This window comes from Pseudomonas sp. I8001 (genome assembly GCF_013385345.1).
Lineage (GTDB): Bacteria > Pseudomonadota > Gammaproteobacteria > Pseudomonadales > Pseudomonadaceae > Aquipseudomonas.
Genome location: NZ_JACAQC010000005.1, coordinates 239,893 through 259,353, shown reverse-complemented (window position 1 = coordinate 259,353; position 19,461 = coordinate 239,893). Strand labels below are relative to the sequence as shown.

Here is a 19,461-nt window from a genome sequence, read left to right as displayed (position 1 = left end):
CAATTAGACTATTTTCGGCAGCGCCCCTGTGTTTGCGGCATAAGCGCCACCTGACGCGCAGCCCTGCACCTTTGCCTGCGTAAAAGGTAAACTTCGCCCCCTGCGCAGGAGCAACCATGAATTATCGTCACGCCTATCACGCCGGCAACCACGCCGATGTCTTCAAACACCTGACCTTGACCCGCCTCATCGCCCTGATGTCGCGCAAGGAGCAGCCGTTTGCCTATCTCGACACCCACGCCGGCATTGGTCTGTACGACCTGCAGGGCGACCAGGCGAACCGTACCGGTGAATACCTGGAAGGCATCGCCCGCCTGTGGGGCCAGGCCGACCTGCCGCCGCTGACCGCCGATTACATGCGTGTGCTGCACGAGATGAACCCGGATGGCGAATTGCGCTACTACCCGGGTTCGCCGGAGCTGGCGCGACGCCTGACTCGTCCTCAGGACCGCGTGCTGCTCAACGAAAAGCACCCGGAAGACGGCCTACTGCTCAAGGACAACATGAAGGGTGATCGTCGGGTGAAAGTCCACCTTGGCGAAGGCTGGCACGTGCCACGGGCATTGCTGCCGGTGCCGGAAAAGCGTGCGTTGATGTTGATAGACCCGCCGTTCGAGAAGCTCGACGAGATGCAGCGCTGCGCCGCGTCCCTCAAGGAAGCCGTGAGCCGGATGCGCCAGACAGTGGCTGCGATCTGGTACCCGGTGAAGGACCAGCGCATGCTGCGCCGCTTCTACCAGGACCTGGCCGGTACCGGTGCGCCGAAGTTGCTGCGGGTGGAATTGCTGGTGCATCCGCTGGACACGCCCAACACCCTGACCGGTTCGGGTCTGGCAATTGCCAATCCGCCGTGGGGGCTGGAGGAGGAGTTGCGTGAGCTGCTGCCGTGGTTGTCCAAGCAGCTTGGGCAAACCCAGGGTGGCTGGCAGATGGATTGGCTTATCGCCGAGTAAGCCAATCGCAAGGTATTGAAGACCCAATGTGGGGGCGGGCTTGCTCGCGAAAGCGGTGTATCAGAAACACATTCAGTGACTGACACTCCGCTTTCGCGAGCAAGCCCGCTCCCACATTTTTATCGGTGTCGCTCTTAGATCGGGCAGGTCACGCCGGTGCCGCCGATTCCGCAGTAACCCTGCGGATTCTTCGCCAGGTACTGCTGGTGATACGCCTCGGCGAAGTACACCGTCGGTGCTTCTTCGATTTCTGTGGTGATGGTGCCCAGGCCGGCCTTGGTCAATTCCGCCTGATAAGCCTCTGCGCTGGCCTTCGCCGCCTCCAGGTGCTCCGGCTTGACCGCGTAGATCACCGAACGATACTGGCTGCCGATGTCATTGCCCTGGCGCATGCCCTGGGTCGGGTTGTGCAGTTCCCAGAACATTTTCAGCAGCTCTTCGTAGCTGATCTTGTCCTGGTCAAACACCACCAACACCACTTCGCTGTGGCCGGTCAGGCCCGAGCAGACTTCTTCATACGTCGGGTTCGGCGTGTAGCCGCCGGCATAGCCCACCACCGTACTGACCACACCGTCGCGCTGCCAGAAACGACGCTCTGCACCCCAGAAGCAACCCAGGCCGAAGATCGCAAACTCTACGTTGTCGACAAAGGGGCCCAGTAGGGGGTTGCCGTTGACGAAGTGCGTCTCGGGCAGCGACATCGGGGTTTCACGGCCAGGCAAAGCTTGTTCTTGAGTGGGAAGCACGTTTTTATTCACCAGGATTTCCGAGCGCAAGACCATGATCAGTCCTCTCAGTCAGATTGAGTTACAAGTAAGAGTTCAGACTGCCAGTGTGCCCGAGTGTTACCGCGCTGTCAGGCGATTGGCCCGCGAGGGTAGCGTTTAAGCATCGTCATCAGCTCGGCCCCCGGGATTGGCCGGTCGAACAGGTAGCCCTGGCCGACGTCGCAACGGTGGCGGCGCAGGAACGCCAGCTGCTCGGCAGTCTCGATGCCTTCGGCCACCACCTTGAGCTTGAGGTTGTGGGCCATGGCGATCACCGCCGAGGTGATTTCCATGTCGTCCTGGTTGTCCGGGATTTCATGGATGAAGCTGCGATCAATCTTGATGATGTCGATCGGGAATTTTTTCAGGTAGCTCAGCGACGAGTAACCGGTACCGAAGTCATCCATCGCCAGGGTCAAGCCGAAGCTCTTCAGTTGGTCCAGTTGCAGGCGCGTGTCTTCGGTGGCTTCCAGCAGCAGGCCTTCGGTCAACTCCAGTTCCAGCAGGTTGGCCGGCAACTGTTCTTCCTTGAGGATCGTGGCAATCGAGGCCACCAGGTCCGGGTCGGAAAACTGCTTGGGCGACAGGTTGATCGCTACTTGCAGGTTGCCCATGCCTGCGGCTGTCAGCTGTCGGCTCATGCGGCAGGCCTGGCGGGCGATCCATTTGCCGATGGGGATGATCAGCCCGGTCTCTTCCGCCACGCTGATGAATTGATCGGGGCGGATCATGCCCTTTTCCGGATGGTTCCAGCGTAACAACGCTTCCATCCCCAGCAGACGACCGCTGCGCAGGCACAGCTTGGGCTGGTAGAACACGTCCAGTTCGTTCTGGGTCAGGGCGCGGCGCAGATTGTTTTCCACGAACAGCTTGTAGCTGGCTTCGGCATTCAGCGCTTCGGTAAATACCTGCACCTGGTGTTTGCCGTTGGCCTTGGCCTTGTGCAGCGCCAGGCCGGCGTTGCGCATCAGGGTCTGCGGATCGCGGCCATGCAGCGGCGCGCAGGCGAGGCCCACGGAGCCGGTGACGCTGATCAGCTGGTTGTCGACGAACATCGGCTTGTCGAGGGTGGCCAGCAACTGGCTGGCGACCTGCTGGCCGGTTTCAAGGTCGGTATCGTCCAGCAGCACGGCAAATTCGTTACTGGCAAACCGCGCCAGGCTGCCACTGGCGGTCAGGCTGTTGCGCAGGCGCCGGGCCAGGCTGATCAACAGCTTGTCGCCGGTCTGGTGGCCGAGGCTGTCGTTGATCCGCTTGAAGTTGTCGATGTCCACCAGCAGCAGGCTGATGGGGCTGTCGCTGTCCCGGGCAAAGCGTTCGTCCAGGTTGCGGATGAACGCCGGGCGGTTGCCCAGGTTGGTCAGGTTGTCGGTGTAGGCCAGCCGCTCGATGCGCTGCTGGGCCAGCTTGGTCTGGGTGATGTCTTCGTAGATGCCGATGTAATGGGTCAACTCACGGTTGTCGCCATAAACCTTGGAGATCGACAACTGGCCCCAGTAGGGTTCGAGGTTTTTGCGCCGGCTCTTGAACTCGCCTTGCCAACTGTTGCTCTTGGCCAGGCTTGAAGGCGCGTCGAACAGCAGCTCGCTGAGGTTCTCCAGTGCCGGCAGTTCCGACAGCTGGTGGCCGTGGACTTCTTCGGTGCTGTACTGGGTGATCGCGGTAAAGCTGGGGTTGACGTATTCCACCACGCCGTCGCAATTGACCAGCAGGAACGCATTGGCGCTTTGCTCCACGGCTCGCTGGAACAAGTGCAGGGCACTGGTGGCGGTGCGGCGGTTGTGGTTGTTGATCACCTGGGCGAACTGGTCGGCCAGCTCGCCGGCAAAGGCGATCTCGTCGGACTGCCAGACGCGGGTGCTGCCACTTTGCTCCAGGCACAACACGCCGACCACGTTGCCATCGACGCGGATGCTGGCGTCGAGCATGGCGTGGATGTCCCGCGGGCGCAGGCTCTCGGCCATTTCACGCGTGCGTGGGTCGCGCATGGCGTTGGTGGCGTCGATCGCACGGCTGGTTTGCAGGGCTTCCAGGTAATCCGGGAAGCCACTGGCATCGATAGACTCTGGCAGGTGGTGCTGCTGATCGGCGCGGTGATAAGCGGAAATCGGCACCAGATGCTGGTTTTCGAGGTTCCAGATGCTCGCGCAGTCGATCTGGTAGATATCGCAGGCACTGCGGGTGATCAGCTCGGCGGCTTCCTGCAGCGAGTTGTTGGTGCTGTAGCGCTGGCGGGCCAGCAGCAGGATCAATTCCTGCTGGGCGCGTACCCGCTCAAGGTGTTGCAGTTGTTCCTGCTGGGCGCGCTGGTTGAGTTCCAGGGCAATCTGCAAGCGGCTGTTCTGGCTCTCCAGGTCTGCCGCAGGGGCCGGTGGGAGATCACTGAACAGGCCGTCGACCACCATCAGGTAGCCGCGCAGCAGGTGACGATTGTGTTGTTTGTAGGCTTCACCCAGTTCCAGCAGGCTCAACGGGCCGTCGTTGGTGTGCAGGGTGTAGCGCACCAGGTAATGCGGGCTGATGGTCAGCTGTTCCTGGATCGCATCATGCAGCTGATAGCGCGCCTGGGGCTCCATCAGGCTGGCGTAGGGCGAGCCGATCAGGGCGCACAGTTCCATCGCGGGCAGGCCGAACTGGCGTTCGCAATTGGGGTCGAGGTACAGCAGGGCCCAGCTAGCCTCATTAAGCCGCTCGAAACGCAGCATACCGAGGCGCGAAGGCACCGGTAATTGCGTCACTACCTCGGCCGCCGTACGGGCGACATCGGGTTGGCTTTTCATGGGGAAACTCGCTTGGAAAAATGCGCATCGCGCCGGGCTCACGCCCTCTTTACTGTTGCCTGCGGCAAGGTTGCATCATGCAGCACAGGCTGACAAGAGAGGATGAAGGCTAAGTGCTATAAGTGGGTTATCGGCCAGCGAGCGGTTTTCTGCAACCGGGGTGATGGGCGGTGTACAACCTCGATTTCCGTGTCCAGGTTTTCCCTGGAAAGCAGGCAAAAAAAGCCCCGCCAATTGGCGGGGTTGAGGTACGAGCGTGGCGCTCGGAAATCGTTGAAGCCAGGTCTTCTGCATGGGCAGAAGACCTGTTGTGGCTTAAAGCAGGATGGTGCGGATGTCGTTCAGCAACTGGCTCAGGCGCTGGGTGAAGCGTGCGGCAGCCGCGCCGTTGATCACACGGTGATCGTAGGACAGCGACAGTGGCAGCATCAGCTTCGGCTGGAACGCTTTACCGTCCCACACAGGCTGGATAGTGGCCTTGGAAACACCCAGGATCGCCACTTCCGGCGCGTTGACGATTGGCGTGAAGCCAGTGCCGCCAATGTGCCCGAGGCTGGAGATGGTGAAGCACGCGCCCTGCATGTCGTCCGGGGTGAGCTTCTTGTCGCGGGCCTTGGCAGCCAGTGCAGCAGCCTCAGCGGCAAGCTGCAGCAGGCTCTTCTGGTCGACGTTCTTGATGACCGGTACCAGCAGGCCATCCGGAGTGTCAACGGCAAAGCCGATGTGCACGTACTTCTTGCGAATGATCGCCTTGCCGCTTGGCGCCAGCGAACTGTTGAAGTCCGGCAGTTCCTTGAGCAAATGTGCGCAAGCCTTGAGCAGCAGGGGCAGCACGGTCAGCTTCACGCCGGCCTTCTCGGCCACGGCTTTCTGCGCAACGCGGAATGCTTCCAGGTCGGTGATGTCGGCCTGGTCGAACTGGGTCACGTGCGGGATGTTCAGCCAGCTGGCGTGCAGGCCGGCCGCGCCGATTTGCATCAGGCGGGTCATCGGCACTTCTTCGATTTCGCCGAAGCGGCTGAAGTCGACGGTGCGGATCGGCGGAATGCCCGAGCCACCGGTAGCAGCGCCGGCAGCCGGAGCTTCCTTGGCCTTCTGCATCATGGATTTGACGTAAACCTGCACGTCTTCCTTGAGCACGCGACCGTGAGGACCGCTGGCGGTTACCGCGCTCAACTCGACGCCGAATTCACGGGCCAGTTGGCGCACGGCAGGGCCGGCATGAACCTTGGCACCGCTTGGCGCAGGTGCAGCCGCCGGAGCCGGTGCGGCCTCGGCTTTTGCAGCAGGCGCAGGTGCAGGCGCGGCGGCAGCCGGTGCGGCTTCAGCCTTGGCGGCCGGAGCAGCGGCGGCTGGAGCGGCAGCAGCAGGAGCCGAAGCGCCCGCTACTTTCAGCTTGAGGATGAAGTCACCAGTGCCGACTTCGTCTTCCAGCTTCACGGCAATGCTTTCCACCACACCGGCAGCCGGCGAAGGGATTTCCATGGAGGCCTTGTCGGACTCCAGGGTGATCAGCGATTGATCGGCTTCGACGGTGTCGCCGACTTTAACCAGCAGCTCGATGATCTTGGCCTTGCCCGACGAACCGATGTCCGGAACATGAATGTCCTGGACTGTTTCGGCGGCAGGTGCAGCCGCCGGAGCCGCAGGGGCCTCGGCAGCAGCGGCAGGCTTCTCGGCGGCAGGCGCCGGGGCAGCAGCAGGAGCGGCCGCCGCAGGGGCCGCATCAGCGGCACCTTCGATTTCCAGCTCAAGCAGTTCGTCGCCTTCTTTCAGGCGGTCGCCCAGCTTCACTTTCAGGCTTTTGACCACGCCGGCCTTGGGAGCGGGGATTTCCATGCTCGCCTTGTCCGATTCCAGGGTCAGGATGCTCTGGTCGGCTTCGACGGTGTCGCCGACCTTCACAAACAGTTCAATTACTTCACCTTCACCGCTGCCGATGTCAGGTACGCGAATGAGTTCGCTCACAGAAAGTCTCCTCAGCAGTCCAGTGGGTTGCGTTTTTCCGGGTTGATCCCGAACTTGACGATAGCGTCTGCTACCACCTTGGGTTCGATTTCACCACGGTCAGCCAAGGCTTCCAGGGCTGCCAACACCACGAAGTGACGGTCGACTTCGAAGAAGTGACGCAGCTTCTTGCGGCTGTCACTACGGCCGAAACCGTCGGTGCCCAGGACTTTGAATTCCTTGGACGGTACCCACTGACGAATTTGTTCAGCAAACAGCTTCATGTAGTCGGTAGAGGCGATAACCGGACCCTTACGGCCAGCCAGGCACTCTTCGACGTAGGTGCGCGCAGGCTTCTGGCCCGGGTGCAGGCGGTTGCTGCGCTCTACGGCCAGGCCGTCGCGACGCAGTTCGTTGAAGCTGGTAACGCTCCATACGTCAGCACCGACGTTGAACTCTTCACGCAGGATTTTTGCAGCTTCACGCACTTCGCGCAGGATGGTGCCGGAGCCCATCAGTTGCACGTGGTGAGCGGCTTCCTTGGTGTCTTCTTCGAGCAGGTACATGCCCTTGATGATGCCTTCCTCGACACCGGCCGGCATGGCTGGCTGCTGGTAGGACTCGTTCATCACGGTGATGTAGTAGAAAACGTCCTGCTGCTCTTCGGTCATCTTCTTCATGCCGTCCTGGATGATCACCGCCAGCTCATAGCCGTAGGTTGGATCAAAGGTGCGGCAGTTCGGGATGGTGCCCGCCAGGATGTGGCTGTGACCGTCTTCGTGTTGCAGGCCTTCGCCGTTCAGCGTGGTCCGCCCGGCAGTACCGCCGATCAGGAAGCCACGGGTACGGCTGTCGCCTGCTGCCCAAGCCAGGTCGCCAATACGCTGGAAACCGAACATCGAGTAGAAGATGTAGAACGGCAGCATCGGCTGGTTGTGGCTGGAGTACGAAGTACCGGCAGCGATGAAGGAGCTCATGGCGCCCGCTTCGTTGATGCCTTCTTCGAGGATCTGGCCCTTCTTGTCTTCCTTGTAGAACATCACCTGGTCTTTATCGACTGGCTCGTAGAGCTGGCCGACGGAGGAGTAGATGCCCAACTGACGGAACATGCCTTCCATACCGAAGGTACGGGCTTCGTCCGGGATGATCGGCACGATACGCGAGCCGATTTCCTTGTCCTTGACCAACTGCGCGAGGATCCGCACGAAGGCCATGGTGGTGGAGATTTCACGGTCGCCCGAGCCGTCCAGGATCGCCTTGAGGGTATCCAGTGGCGGAGTCGGGATGTTGAAGCTCTTGGCGCGGCGCTGTGGCACGAAACCGCCCAGTGCAGTGCGACGCTCGCTGAGGTAGCGGGCTTCGGCGCTGTTTGGCTCCGGCTTGAAGAACGGCAGGTTCTCCAGCTCTTCGTCCTTGACCGGGATGTCGAAGCGGTCGCGGAACAACTTCAGGCTGTCGACATCGACTTTCTTGGTGTTGTGCGCAGTGTTCTTCGCTTCGCCGGCACCGGTGCCATAACCCTTGATGGTCTTGGCCAGGATGACGGTCGGTTGTTCTTTGTGGTTGACCGCTTCGTGGTACGCCGCGTAGACCTTGTACGGGTCGTGGCCGCCACGGTTGAGTTTCCAGATCTCGTCGTCGGACAGGTCTGCAACCATTGCCTTGAGTTCAGGCGTGTTGAAGAAGTGTTCACGTACGAACGCGCCGTCTTTGGCTTTGTAGTTCTGGTACTCGCCGTCGATGACTTCGTCCATGCGGCGTTGCAGGATGCCGTCGACGTCCTTGGCCAGCAGTGGGTCCCAGAAACGGCCCCAGATGACTTTGGTCACGTTCCACTGAGCACCACGGAACACGCCTTCGAGTTCCTGGATGATCTTGCCGTTGCCGCGAACCGGGCCGTCGAGGCGCTGCAGGTTGCAGTTGATGACGAAGATCAGGTTGTCCAGCTTCTCGCGGCCGGCCAGGGAGATGGCGCCCAGGGATTCCGGCTCGTCACACTCGCCGTCGCCCAGGAAGCACCAGACTTTCTGCTTGCCTTCAGGGATGAAGCCACGGGCTTCCAGGTACTTCATGAAGCGTGCCTGGTAGATCGCCTGGATCGGGCCCAAGCCCATGGATACCGTCGGGAACTGCCAGAAATCAGGCATCAGCCAAGGGTGCGGATAGGACGAGAGGCCCTGGCCGTCGACTTCCTGGCGGAAGTTGTTCATTTGTTCTTCGGTGATGCGGCCTTCCATGAACGCACGGGCGTAGACGCCTGGCGAGGTGTGGCCCTGGAAGTAGATCAGGTCGCCGCCATGTTCTTCGGTCGGGGCCTGGAAGAAGTAGTTGAAGCCGATGTCATACAGGGTTGCGCTGGAAGCGAAGCTGGAGATGTGACCGCCCAGGTCAGAATCTTTCAAGTTCGTGCGCATTACCATCGCCATGGCGTTCCAGCGTACCAGCGAGCGAATGCGGCGTTCCATGAACAGGTCGCCAGGCATGCGTGCTTCGTGGGTTACCGGGATGGTGTTGCGATACGGCGTGGTGATGGCGTAGGGCAGTTGCGAGCCGCTGCGGGTCGCGAGTTCGCCCATACGGGTCATCAGGTAGTGAGCACGGTCTTCGCCTTCTTTGTCGAGAACCGATTCCAGGGCGTCCAGCCATTCCTGGGTTTCGACGGGATCGAGGTCTTGCATGGCTTGCTCCAGGGCGGAAAGGCTACCAGAATCGGTTGCCTGAAGTTTGCGACTGGCCTTGTGGGCAGACGACATAAATTCTTGGATGGCCGAAGGTTGCTTCGGCGTCCTGTAGTTTTACTACAAATCGTCGGCCATTTCAGCCTTTCGAATGTATATACGAGTAGTAAAACTACACAAGACTGAGCGGATTGCTCGGTCTAGCTGGCGAGCATAATCGTTATTGTTGATCTTTTGCGAACAAGAAAGGGTAGAGATTTGATGTTGACTGCCAAAAAAGAAAAATTTTCAGCTATTTCTAACCTTTGTTCGACAGTCCTTCACCGAGCGTGGTTCTTGCGTTCACAGCTACAAGCCCTTTACGCGCCGATCAAGGATAGACCATGAGCCTTCCAATGCAGGCCGAACTCCCGGCCATCCTGCTTCCATTTGCCAAGCGGGCCGAGCAGTCATTTCGTGACGCCGTGGCCGGATTGGACGGCGATAATGGCCTTTCTGAGTGGACGCCGCAACGTTGGGCTGACTTCGCCCGTGTGTGCGCCGCCAGTGATTTCGTCATTGAACAGAGTGTTCGTGACCCTTTGATGTTGCTCGAGCTGGTGGCCTGGGGCGAACTGGACCGCAGCTTTGCCCCCGGCGAGCTGTGCGGGCAGATTGCAACGGCCGTGCAACAAGCCGAGACAGAAGACGAACTGGGCCGGGTTCTGCGCCGCCAGCGCACCCGCCAGCAGGTGCGGATCATCTGGCGCGACCTGACCCGACAGGCGGACCTGGTGCAAACCTGCCGCGACCTGTCGGACATGGCCGACGCCAGCATCGACCAGGCCTATCAGTGGTTGTACCAGCGCCACTGCGTATTGTTCGGCACACCCACGGGCCGTCGCAGCGGCGAACCGCAGCACATGGTCATCCTCGGCATGGGCAAGCTCGGCGCAGTGGAGCTGAACCTGTCGTCCGACATCGACCTGATCTTCGCCTACCCCGAAGGCGGCGACACGGTTGGCGTGAAGCGCTCGCTGGACAACCAGGAGTTCTTCATCCGCCTTGGTCAAAAACTGATCAAGGCCCTGGACCCGATGACCGTCGACGGCTTTGTGTTCCGGGTCGACATGCGCCTGCGACCTTACGGCTCGGCCGGGGCGCTGGTGCTCAGCTTCAACGCGCTGGAGCAGTACTACCAGGACCAGGGCCGCGACTGGGAACGCTACGCCATGATCAAGGCGCGGGTGGTGGCCGGTGACCAGGTGGCCGGTGCGCAACTGCTCGACATGCTGCGACCGTTTGTCTACCGGCGTTACCTGGACTTCTCCGCCATCGAAGCGCTGCGCACCATGAAGCAGCTGATCCAGCAGGAAGTGCGGCGCAAGGGCATGGCCGAGAACATCAAGCTCGGCTCGGGCGGCATCCGTGAAGTCGAATTTATCGCCCAGGCGTTCCAGCTGATCCACGGTGGCCGTGACCTGAGCCTGCAGCAGCGCCCACTGTTAAAAGTGCTGGGTACCCTGGAAGGCCAGGGTTACCTGCCGCCGGCGGTGGTCGCCGAGCTGCGCGATGGCTATGAATTCCTGCGCTACACCGAGCACGCGATCCAGGCGATCGCCGATCGCCAGACGCAGATGCTCCCGGATGGCACCGAAGACCAGGCGCGGATTGCCTTTATGCTGGGCTTTCCGGACTGGACCGCGTTTCATGAGCGCCTGATGTACTGGCGTGGCCGGGTGGACTGGCATTTCCGCCAGGTGATTGCCGATCCGGATGAAGAAGAGGGCGAAGAGAGCGAGTTGGTGGTGGGCGGTGAGTGGTTACCGTTGTGGGAGGAGTCCCAGGACGAGGAAGCCGCCTGCCGTCAGTTGCAGGAAGGTGGTTTTACCGACGCGCCCAAAGCCTTGAAAACCCTGGCCGGCCTGCGCAGCAGTCCGCAATTGCGTGCCATGCAGCGCCTGGGTCGCGAGCGTCTGGATGCATTTATCCCGCGCTTGCTGGCCCAGGCCGTCGAACATGCCAACCCGGACCTGGTACTGGAGCGCGTCCTGCCCTTGGTCGAAGCCGTCGCCCGGCGTTCCGCTTATCTGGTGTTGCTGACGGAAAACCCCGACGCCCTGCGTCGCCTTCTGACCCTGTGCGCCGCCAGCCCGTGGATTGCCGAGCAGATCACTCGCTTCCCGCTGCTGCTGGACGAACTGCTCAACGAAGGCCGCCTGTTCAAGCCGCCGCTGGCGCCGGAACTGGCCGCCGAATTGCGCGAGCGCCTGACGCGTATTCCCGAAGACGACCTTGAGCAGCAGATGGAAGCCCTGCGCCACTTCAAGCTGGCCCACCGCCTGCGGGTGGCCGCCTCGGAAATCGCCGGCAGCCTGCCGCTGATGAAAGTCAGCGACTACCTGACCTGGCTCGCCGAAGCCATCCTCGAACAAGTGCTGGCCCTGGCCTGGCGCCAGACGGTTGCCCGCTACGGCTCGCCGCAACGGGTGGACGGCACCTTGTGCGATCCTGGCTTCATCATTGTCGGTTATGGGAAAGTCGGCGGCATCGAATTGGGGCATGGTTCGGACCTGGACCTGGTGTTTATCCATGACGGTGACCCCCAGGCCGAAACCGACGGTGCCAAGCCGATCGATGGCGCGCAGTTCTTTACCCGGCTGGGGCAGCGGATCATTCACCTGCTGACCACCCAGACCAACTCGGGCCAGTTGTATGAAGTGGACATGCGCCTGCGGCCTTCGGGCGCATCCGGTTTGCTGGTGAGTTCCCTGGGCGCATTTGCGCGTTATCAGGAAAACGAAGCCTGGACCTGGGAGCACCAGGCGCTGGTGCGTGCGCGAGTGCTGGTAGGCAGTCAGGATGTGGGCCGTGCTTTCGAGCAGGTACGGGCGCAAGTGCTGGGCCGTGCGCAGGACCTGGACAAGCTGCGCCAGGAGGTCAGCGAGATGCGCGCCAAGATGCGCGACAACCTCGGCACCAAGTCCACGGCGGCGGGAACGGCGGCGAATGCCTTCGAACCCACGGCGTCGTTCGACCTCAAGCAGGACGCCGGAGGTATCGTCGATATTGAATTTATGGTGCAATACGCGGCTCTGGCGTGGTCTGCGCAACATCCATCGTTGCTGCGCTACACCGACAATATCCGCATTCTGGAAGGCCTGGAGCAGGTCGGGCTGATGCCCGCCGCCGATGCCCATTTGCTGCGCGAGGTGTATAAAGCCTACCGTTCCGCCGCTCACCGCCAGGCCCTGCAGAACGAGGCCGGTACGGTGGCCGGGGACCAGTTCGCTGACGAACGGCGCCAGGTGCAGCGAATCTGGCATGAACTGGGGTTAAGCTGAAACACTATATAAGGCGGGGAGGCATGAGCCTCCCCGTATCGTTTGTGGAAACTACATGAATATTCTGATCGTTGGGCCCAGTTGGGTCGGTGACATGGTGATGGCGCAGACACTGTTCCAGTGCCTCAAGCAACGTCATCCCGACTGCCAAATCGACGTGCTCGCCCCCGAGTGGAGCCGGCCGATCCTTGAGCGCATGCCCGAGGTGCGTCAGGCCTTGAGCTTCCCGCTCGGCCACGGCGCGCTGGAGCTGGCGACCCGTCGACGCATCGGCAAGTCCCTGGCTGGCCAGTACGATCAGGCGATCCTGTTGCCCAACTCGATGAAGTCGGCACTGGTGCCGTTCTTCGCCGGTATTCCCAAACGCACCGGCTGGCGTGGCGAGTTTCGCTATGGCCTGCTCAACGATGTGCGCAAGCTCGACAAGGCCCGTTACCCGCTGATGATCGAGCGCTTCATGGCCCTGGCCTACGCGCCGGGAGCCGAGTTGCCGACGCCTTATCCGCGCCCGAGCCTGCAAATCGACCAGGTCACCCGCGACGCCGCCCTGGCCAAGTTCGGCCTGGAGCTGGACCGTCCGGTGCTGGCGCTGTGCCCTGGCGCCGAGTTTGGCGAGTCCAAGCGCTGGCCTTCGGAGCATTACGCCAAGGTTGCGGAGATGAAGATTCGCGAGGGCTGGCAGGTCTGGTTGTTCGGCTCGAAAAACGATCATTCGGTGGGCGAGGATATTCGCCAGCGCTTGATCCCGGGGCTGCGCGAAGAGGCGGTCAACCTGAGCGGCGACACATCCCTGGCCGAGGCCATCGACCTGCTGTCCTGTGCCGACTCGGTGGTGTCCAACGACTCCGGCCTGATGCACGTGGCCGCGGCGCTGAACCGCCCGCTGGTGGCAGTGTATGGCTCGACGTCTCCCGGGTTTACCCCACCGCTGGCCGACAAGGTCGAAGTGGTGCGCCTGGGCCTGGATTGCAGCCCGTGTTTTGATCGCACCTGCCGCTTCGGCCACTACAACTGCCTGCGCCAGTTGCTGCCGCAACCTGTCAGCGACGCGTTGCAGCGGTTGCAGGGCACTGTGGTCGAGGTTCGTTAAGTTGCGGGTTCTGGTAATCAAGACCTCATCCCTGGGCGATGTGATTCATGCCTTGCCGGCGTTGACCGACGCGGCGCGGGCGATCCCGGGCATCCGGTTTGACTGGGTGGTGGAAGAAGGCTTCGCCGAGATTCCCACCTGGCACCCGGCGGTGGACAAGGTGATCCCGGTGGCGATCCGCCGCTGGCGCAAGAACCTCTGGCAGACCTTCAAGAGTGGCGAATGGCGGCGCTTCAAGAAGAGCGTGCAGTCGACCAAATACGACCTGGTGATCGACGCCCAGGGCCTGCTGAAAAGTGCCTGGCTGACCCGCTACGTACGTGCCCCGGTGGCCGGTTTCGACAAACAGTCGGTTCGCGAGCCATTGGCGGCGCACTTCTATTCCCGGCGCCTGGCCGTGGCCCGTGGGCAGCACGCGGTGGAGCGCTTGCGCCAGCTGTTTGCCGTCGCCCTCGGTTATGACCTGCCAAAAGGCCTGGGCGACTACGGCCTCAGTGTCGACAAGCTGCTGGGCCTGCCGCCGAAAAAACCGTTTGTACTGCTGCTGCACGGCACCACCTGGGACACCAAGCACTGGCCGGAAGCCTACTGGCGCGACCTGGCCGAACGCATGGACCGCTTTGGCGTGGACGTGAAGTTGCCGTGGGGCAATGCCGCCGAAAAAGCTCGGGCTGAACGCCTGGCCCAGGGCCTGAAAAACGCCGAAGTGCTGCCCAGGCTGAACCTCGCGGGCGTGGCCCGAGTGCTGGCGGGTGCGAAGGCGTGTGTTGCGGTCGACACCGGCCTTGGCCACTTGGCCGCAGCGCTGGATGTGCCAACGATTTCCCTGTTCGGCCCTACCAATCCCGGCCTGACCGGGGCTTATGGCAAGGCGCAGATTCACCTGGCCAGCGACTTCCCGTGTGCGCCATGCCTGCAAAAGAAATGCACTTATCAACCGACTGCCGAAGACCAGCGTCGGTTCGATCTCAAGCGCGAGTGGCCCCTGTGCTTCACTCGCCTGAACCCTGAGCGTGTCGCAACTCGTTTAAGCACGTTGTTACTGGCTGAGGAACACTGATGCAACTGGCTTTTGTCCTCTACAAATACTTCCCCTTTGGTGGCCTGCAGCGCGACTTCATGCGCATTGCCCTGGAGTGCCAGCAGCGCGGGCATCAGATTCGCGTCTATACGCTGATCTGGGAGGGTGACGTGCCGCCGGGCTTTGAAGTACTGGTGGCGCCGGTCAAGGCGCTGGTCAACCATCGGCGCAATGAAAAGCTCTACGCCTGGATCCAGGCCGACCTGGCCAAGCGCCCGGTGGACCGCGTGGTGGGCTTCAACAAGATGCCGGGGCTGGACCTGTACTTCGCCGCCGACGGCGTGTTCGAAGACAAGGCGCAGAACCTGCGCAACCCGATGTATCGCTGGTTCGGCCGGTACAAGCACTTTGCCGAATACGAGCGTGCAGTGTTCGACAAAGACGCCAAGACGCAGATCATGGTGCTGTCCGAACACCAGCAGCAGCTGTTCACCCAGTATTACGGGACCCAGGCCGAGCGTTTTCATTTGTTGCCGCCGGGCATCGCCCGCGACCGCCGCGCGCCGCCCAATGCTGCCGAGATCCGCGCCGAGTTTCGTCGCGAATTCGGCCTGGCCGACGATGATTTGCTGCTGGTGCAGATTGGCTCGGGCTTCAAGACCAAGGGCGTCGATCGCAGCCTCAAGGCCGTGGCCGCGCTGCCGTCGAGCCTGAAGAAACGCACCCGGCTATTTGTAATCGGCCAGGACGACCCCAAAGTATTCCAATTGCAGAGTGCTGCGCTGGGCCTGGGCGACCAGGTGCAGTTCTTCAAGGGCCGCAGCGATATCCCGCGCTTTCTGCTGGGCGCTGACCTGTTGATCCACCCCGCGTACAACGAGGCGGCCGGCATGGTGCTGATCGAAGCGGTGGTCGCCGGCCTCCCGGTGCTGGTGAGCAAGGTCTGCGGCTACGCGTTTTACATCGACAAGGCCCAGAGTGGGCGGGTGTTGGACGAACCGTTCGAGCAGGCGCAGCTCAACCAGTACCTGGTGGATATGCTCGACGATCCACAAGCGCGCGCGGCGTGGAGCCGCAATGGTCTGGCCTTCGCTGAGACGGCCGACCTCTATAGCATGCCGCAGTACGCTGCGGACCTGATTCTGGCGGAGCCAAACCGATGAAGTTGATTCTTGCCGAACCGTTCAAGACCCTGTGGGCCGGACGCGATGCGTTCGCCGAAGTCGAGAAGCTGGACGGCCAGGTGTTTCGTGAGCTGGCCGCGCGCCGTACCCTGCGTACGGAAGTGGAAGGCCGCCATTATTTTGTAAAGATCCACCGGGGAATTGGCTGGGGTGAAATCCTCAAGAACCTGATCACGGCCAAGTTGCCTGTCTTGGGCGCGGGCCAGGAGTGGGACGCGATCCAGCGTCTGCAGGAACTCGGCGTGCCCACCATGACCGGCGTGGCCTTTGGTGAAAAGGGCAGCAACCCGGCCGACCAGCACTCGTTCATCGTCACTGAAGAGCTGGCGCCTATCGTCAGCCTTGAAGACCTGACCATGGACTGGGTCAAACAGCCGCCCGTGCCGGCGATTCGGCATGCCTTGACCGTTGAGCTTGCGCGCACCCTGGGCACGATGCACCGGGGGGGCGTGAACCATCGTGATTGCTACCTGTGCCATTTCCTGTTGCACACCGACCAGCCGGTTACCGTGCACAACATCAAGCTCTCGGTGATCGACCTGCACCGTGCCCAGGTGCGTTCGAAGATTCCCCGGCGCTGGCGTGACAAGGACCTGGCGGGGCTTTACTACTCCGCCCTGGAGATCGGTTTGACCCGGCGCGACAAACTGCGGTTTCTCAAGGCGTACTTCCAGCAACCTTTGCGCCAGATCCTGGGCGAGCAAAGCGCGCTGCTGTCGGCGCTGGAACGCATGGCCGCCAAGCTTTACGCACGCAAGCAACGATACGGGGATGCGCTCTGATGGCGGGTTGGAACCTGGAACCCGCTTACGCCGCCCTGGCGGATGACTTTGGTAGCCTGGAAGCCGTGTTCGCCCTGCAAGGCGAGCGGCTGACCCGCGATCCGTTGTCCGAAGTGATTCGCGTGGAGCGCGGCGGGGTCAACTATTACGTCAAGCGCTACGTCGGTGCAGGCAAGGGGTTGCGCCGCTATCTGGGCAAGCCACGAGTCAAGTCCGAATGGCAGAACCTCAAGCGCTTCGCCAAGTGGGGCATACCCACCGCCGATGTGATCGCCTGGGGTCTGGAGCGTAAAGGCCTGGCGTATCACCGCGGGGCGATGATCACGCGCGAGCTGCCGAAGACTGAAGACTTGTCGGCATTGGCCGAGCGCAATGACCCGCAACTGTCAGACCCGGTGTGGGTCAACAAGATCAGTCGCCAGCTCGCTGAATACACGCGGACCATGCACGACCACCGGTTTACCCACAACGATTTGAAGTGGCGCAACTTGTTGGTAGACGACCAGCAAACCCTGTACCTGATCGATTGCCCCAATGGCGATTTCTGGCGCGGGTTCTGGCTCAAGTACCGCATTACCAAGGACCTGGCCTGCCTGGACAAAGTCGCCAAGTATCACTTGTCGGCTACCCAGCGCCTGCGTTTCTACATGCAATACCGTCAGCGCAAACACTTGAGTGCGGCGGACAAACAGCGAATTCGCCACGTGGTGAAGTTTTTCGAGGGGCGAGAATGAGTGATTTCCTGGCGGCCGAAGATCGAGCATTGCTTGAGCGCAACGGCCTCGGCACTTTCGACGCGCTATGGGCCAAGCAACTGGATGCGGTGGACGAGCCCAATACCAGCCGCGGCGGCTGGAGCAGCGTGTTTCGCCTCGAACTCGAAGGCCAGGGCTACTACCTCAAGCGCCAGAGCAACTACCTGACGCGCACCTTGCACCGCCCGTTTGGCGAGCCGAGTTTTGCCCGCGAATTTCGTAATATCAGCCGCTATCGGCAATTGGGTATTCCGGCATTGCAGGCGGCGTTTTTCGGTGAGCGCAAAGTGGCCGGAGAGCATCGGGCGATGTTGCTGACCCGGGCGCTGGATGGTTGGAATGACCTGGATTCATTGCTGGAGCAATGGTCTGAGTTGAGCGACGTGCAGCAGCGGGCAATCCTGCTGGCCTGCGGTCAGCTTGCTCGTCAGTTGCACAGCGTGGGCCAGGTGCATGGCTGTTTTTATCCCAAGCATATTTTCCTGCAGGCCACCGGCGACGGGTACGCGGCGCAGTTGATCGACCTGGAGAAAACCCGCCCGCTGCTGTTCGGCTGGCGGGACCGGGTCAAGGACCTGGAACCGCTGTTGCGCCGTGCGCCGCAGTGGTCGGACGATCAGGTTCGCCAGCTGTTGGCGGCTTACCTGGACCAGCCGCAGGACAGCGCATTGGTTGCCACCTGGCACCAGCGCCTGGCGGCCCGGCGCAGTCACAAGGAGAACCGCTGATGCGTTTGTCCGAACTGAAAAATGCCGGACGCACGCCAAGCCTGCCCCTGAGCATCGAACTGGCAGACGCTGCCGGGCCTGGGCAGTTGCAACTGCTGAGCCTGCTGCGGGTATTGCCGGGCCAGCGTTATGTCGGCGCAGCTGTGTGGCGCGGGCGCCCGGTGCTGGCCAAATTGTTGGTGGGCAGCAAGGCGGCGCGGCATTTTCAGCGTGAACTCAGGGGCGTGCGGTTGTTGGCCGAACAAGGCCTGACCACACCGCTGTTGCTGGCCGATGGTCTGCAAGAGGGTGAGGGTGGTTGGCTGCTGTTCGAGTTTCTGGAAGGCGCCGATAGCCTGGCTGATGCGTGGCAGGCTGTTGAACACTTGCCGCCGCTGGCTGACCAGCAGCAAGCGGTGCTCGCCGAAGCGCTGGGTGCGATTGCGCAGATGCACGCCAAGGGCCTGTGGCAGGAAGACCTGCACCTGGACAACCTGCTGCGTCAGGACGGCAAACTGTATTTGATCGACGGCGCCGGGATCTGTGTCGAAGAAGCGGGCAAACCGCTGTCGCGCAACCGGGTGCTGGAAAACCTTGGGGTGTTTTTCGCGCAGTTGCCGAAAAACCTCGAGCCGTTTACCGAAGAGTTGCTGGTGTATTACCTGCTGAGCAATGGCGAACACGCGTTGCCGCTCGAAGCGTTACAGAAGCAGGTACGCAAGGTCAGCGTCTGGCGCTTGAAGGACTTCCTGAGCAAGGTTGGCCGGGAGTGCACGCTGTTCAGCGTCGTGCGCGGGCCGTTCGCCCTGCGCGCGACTCGTCGTGAGGAAGAAGCGGCGATGCTGCCGGTGCTGGCGCAGGCCGATGCGCTGCTCGACCAGGGCCACCTGTATAAAACCGGTGGGGCGGCCAGTGTCGCCAAGGTCGAGGTGGCCGGTCGACCACTCGTGATCAAGCGCTACAACATCAAGGGTTTTGCCCATTGGCTCAAGCGCTTCTGGCGCCCGAGCCGGGCCTGGCATTCGTGGCGCGAAGGCAATCGCCTGGCGTTCCTCGGCATCGCCACGCCCAAGCCGCTGGCGTTGCTGGAAAAGCGCTTCCTGTGGCTGCGCAGCCGCGCGTATCTGGTGACCGAGTACCTGCCGGGGCCGGACATCATCGAGCGGTTCGCGCCGTATGTTGAGAGTGGCGAGGCACCCGAGGCCGAATTGCAGGCCCTGGATTATTTGTTCGCAGAGTTGATCCGCGAGCGCATCAGCCATGGGGATTTCAAGGGGCATAACCTGTTCTGGCACACGGATCGCTGGGCGCTGATCGACCTGGATTCGATGTGTCAGCACACGTCCTTGAGCAGCTTCGCTCCGGCATATGCCAGGGATCGGGCAAGGTTTATGCGTAACTGGCCTGAGAGCAGTGCGTTGTATCGGGTGATTGATCAGCGGTTGCCAAAGGCAGTGGGCTAGGGGTTTAGGGC

The 19,461-nt window shown here is 61.7% G+C and carries 13 protein-coding genes; 9 read left to right on the top strand and 4 right to left on the bottom strand.

The window, feature by feature from the left end; genetic code table 11:
• Positions 1–116 precede the first annotated feature (116 nt).
• Complete coding sequence (locus HX839_RS02960) at positions 117–953, top strand: 23S rRNA (adenine(2030)-N(6))-methyltransferase RlmJ (protein WP_003209435.1); 837 nt, start codon at positions 117–119, stop codon at positions 951–953.
• A 134-nt stretch (positions 954–1,087) separates the two neighbouring features.
• Here the strand turns inward: HX839_RS02960 and msrA are convergent, their stop codons facing one another.
• From msrA to aceE, 4 genes are all read right to left on the bottom strand, one after another.
• Positions 1,088–1,735, bottom strand: coding sequence for a peptide-methionine (S)-S-oxide reductase MsrA (msrA, locus tag HX839_RS02955; RefSeq protein ID WP_003209436.1), 648 nt, complete (start codon positions 1,733–1,735; stop codon positions 1,088–1,090).
• A 74-nt stretch (positions 1,736–1,809) separates the two neighbouring features.
• The gene (locus tag HX839_RS02950; RefSeq protein WP_003209437.1) at positions 1,810–4,500 is read right to left on the bottom strand and encodes a bifunctional diguanylate cyclase/phosphodiesterase; all 2,691 of its coding nucleotides are present in this window, start codon (positions 4,498–4,500) and stop codon (positions 1,810–1,812) included.
• 315 nt (positions 4,501–4,815) lie between these two features.
• A complete protein-coding gene (gene aceF, locus HX839_RS02945; RefSeq protein ID WP_003209438.1) occupies positions 4,816–6,468 on the bottom strand; it encodes a dihydrolipoyllysine-residue acetyltransferase in 1,653 nt (550 codons plus the stop codon).
• A gap of 11 nt (positions 6,469–6,479) precedes the next feature.
• Positions 6,480–9,125 carry a pyruvate dehydrogenase (acetyl-transferring), homodimeric type gene (gene aceE, locus HX839_RS02940; RefSeq protein WP_003209439.1) on the bottom strand — a complete coding sequence of 882 codons (2,646 nt, stop codon included), beginning with the start codon at positions 9,123–9,125 and terminating at the stop codon, positions 6,480–6,482.
• 383 nt (positions 9,126–9,508) lie between these two features.
• Between aceE and glnE the strand changes: the two genes are divergently transcribed.
• Genes glnE through HX839_RS02900 form a run of 8 tightly spaced genes read left to right on the top strand, consistent with a single transcriptional unit; the run spans position 9,509 to position 19,450 of the window.
• Positions 9,509–12,448: a bifunctional [glutamate--ammonia ligase]-adenylyl-L-tyrosine phosphorylase/[glutamate--ammonia-ligase] adenylyltransferase gene (gene glnE, locus HX839_RS02935; RefSeq protein ID WP_102367964.1), complete on the top strand. Its 2,940-nt coding sequence runs from the start codon at positions 9,509–9,511 to the stop codon at positions 12,446–12,448.
• Positions 12,449–12,503: 55 nt separating this feature from the next.
• Entirely contained in the window at positions 12,504–13,538 is a 1,035-nt protein-coding gene (gene waaF, locus HX839_RS02930) for a lipopolysaccharide heptosyltransferase II (protein WP_177066701.1), read from the top strand.
• 1 nt (position 13,539) lies between these two features.
• A complete protein-coding gene (gene waaC / locus HX839_RS02925) occupies positions 13,540–14,598 on the top strand; it encodes a lipopolysaccharide heptosyltransferase I (protein ID WP_177020752.1) in 1,059 nt (352 codons plus the stop codon).
• The gene (locus HX839_RS02920; RefSeq protein WP_003209448.1) at positions 14,598–15,722 is read left to right on the top strand and encodes a glycosyltransferase family 4 protein; all 1,125 of its coding nucleotides are present in this window, start codon (positions 14,598–14,600) and stop codon (positions 15,720–15,722) included. Before waaC ends, HX839_RS02920 begins: the two co-directional genes overlap by 1 nt.
• A complete protein-coding gene (gene rfaP, locus HX839_RS02915; RefSeq protein ID WP_134325629.1) occupies positions 15,719–16,525 on the top strand; it encodes a lipopolysaccharide core heptose(I) kinase RfaP in 807 nt (268 codons plus the stop codon). Before HX839_RS02920 ends, rfaP begins: the two co-directional genes overlap by 4 nt.
• Entirely contained in the window at positions 16,525–17,259 is a 735-nt protein-coding gene (locus HX839_RS02910; protein ID WP_003209451.1) for a lipopolysaccharide kinase InaA family protein, read from the top strand. The genes rfaP and HX839_RS02910 overlap by 1 nt, the downstream gene beginning before the upstream one ends.
• Complete coding sequence (locus HX839_RS02905) at positions 17,256–18,008, top strand: lipopolysaccharide kinase InaA family protein (RefSeq protein ID WP_008439156.1); 753 nt, start codon at positions 17,256–17,258, stop codon at positions 18,006–18,008. Before HX839_RS02910 ends, HX839_RS02905 begins: the two co-directional genes overlap by 4 nt.
• The gene (locus HX839_RS02900) at positions 18,008–19,450 is read left to right on the top strand and encodes a lipopolysaccharide kinase InaA family protein (RefSeq protein ID WP_177066700.1); all 1,443 of its coding nucleotides are present in this window, start codon (positions 18,008–18,010) and stop codon (positions 19,448–19,450) included. Before HX839_RS02905 ends, HX839_RS02900 begins: the two co-directional genes overlap by 1 nt.
• The last annotated feature ends 11 nt before the right edge of the window (positions 19,451–19,461 follow it).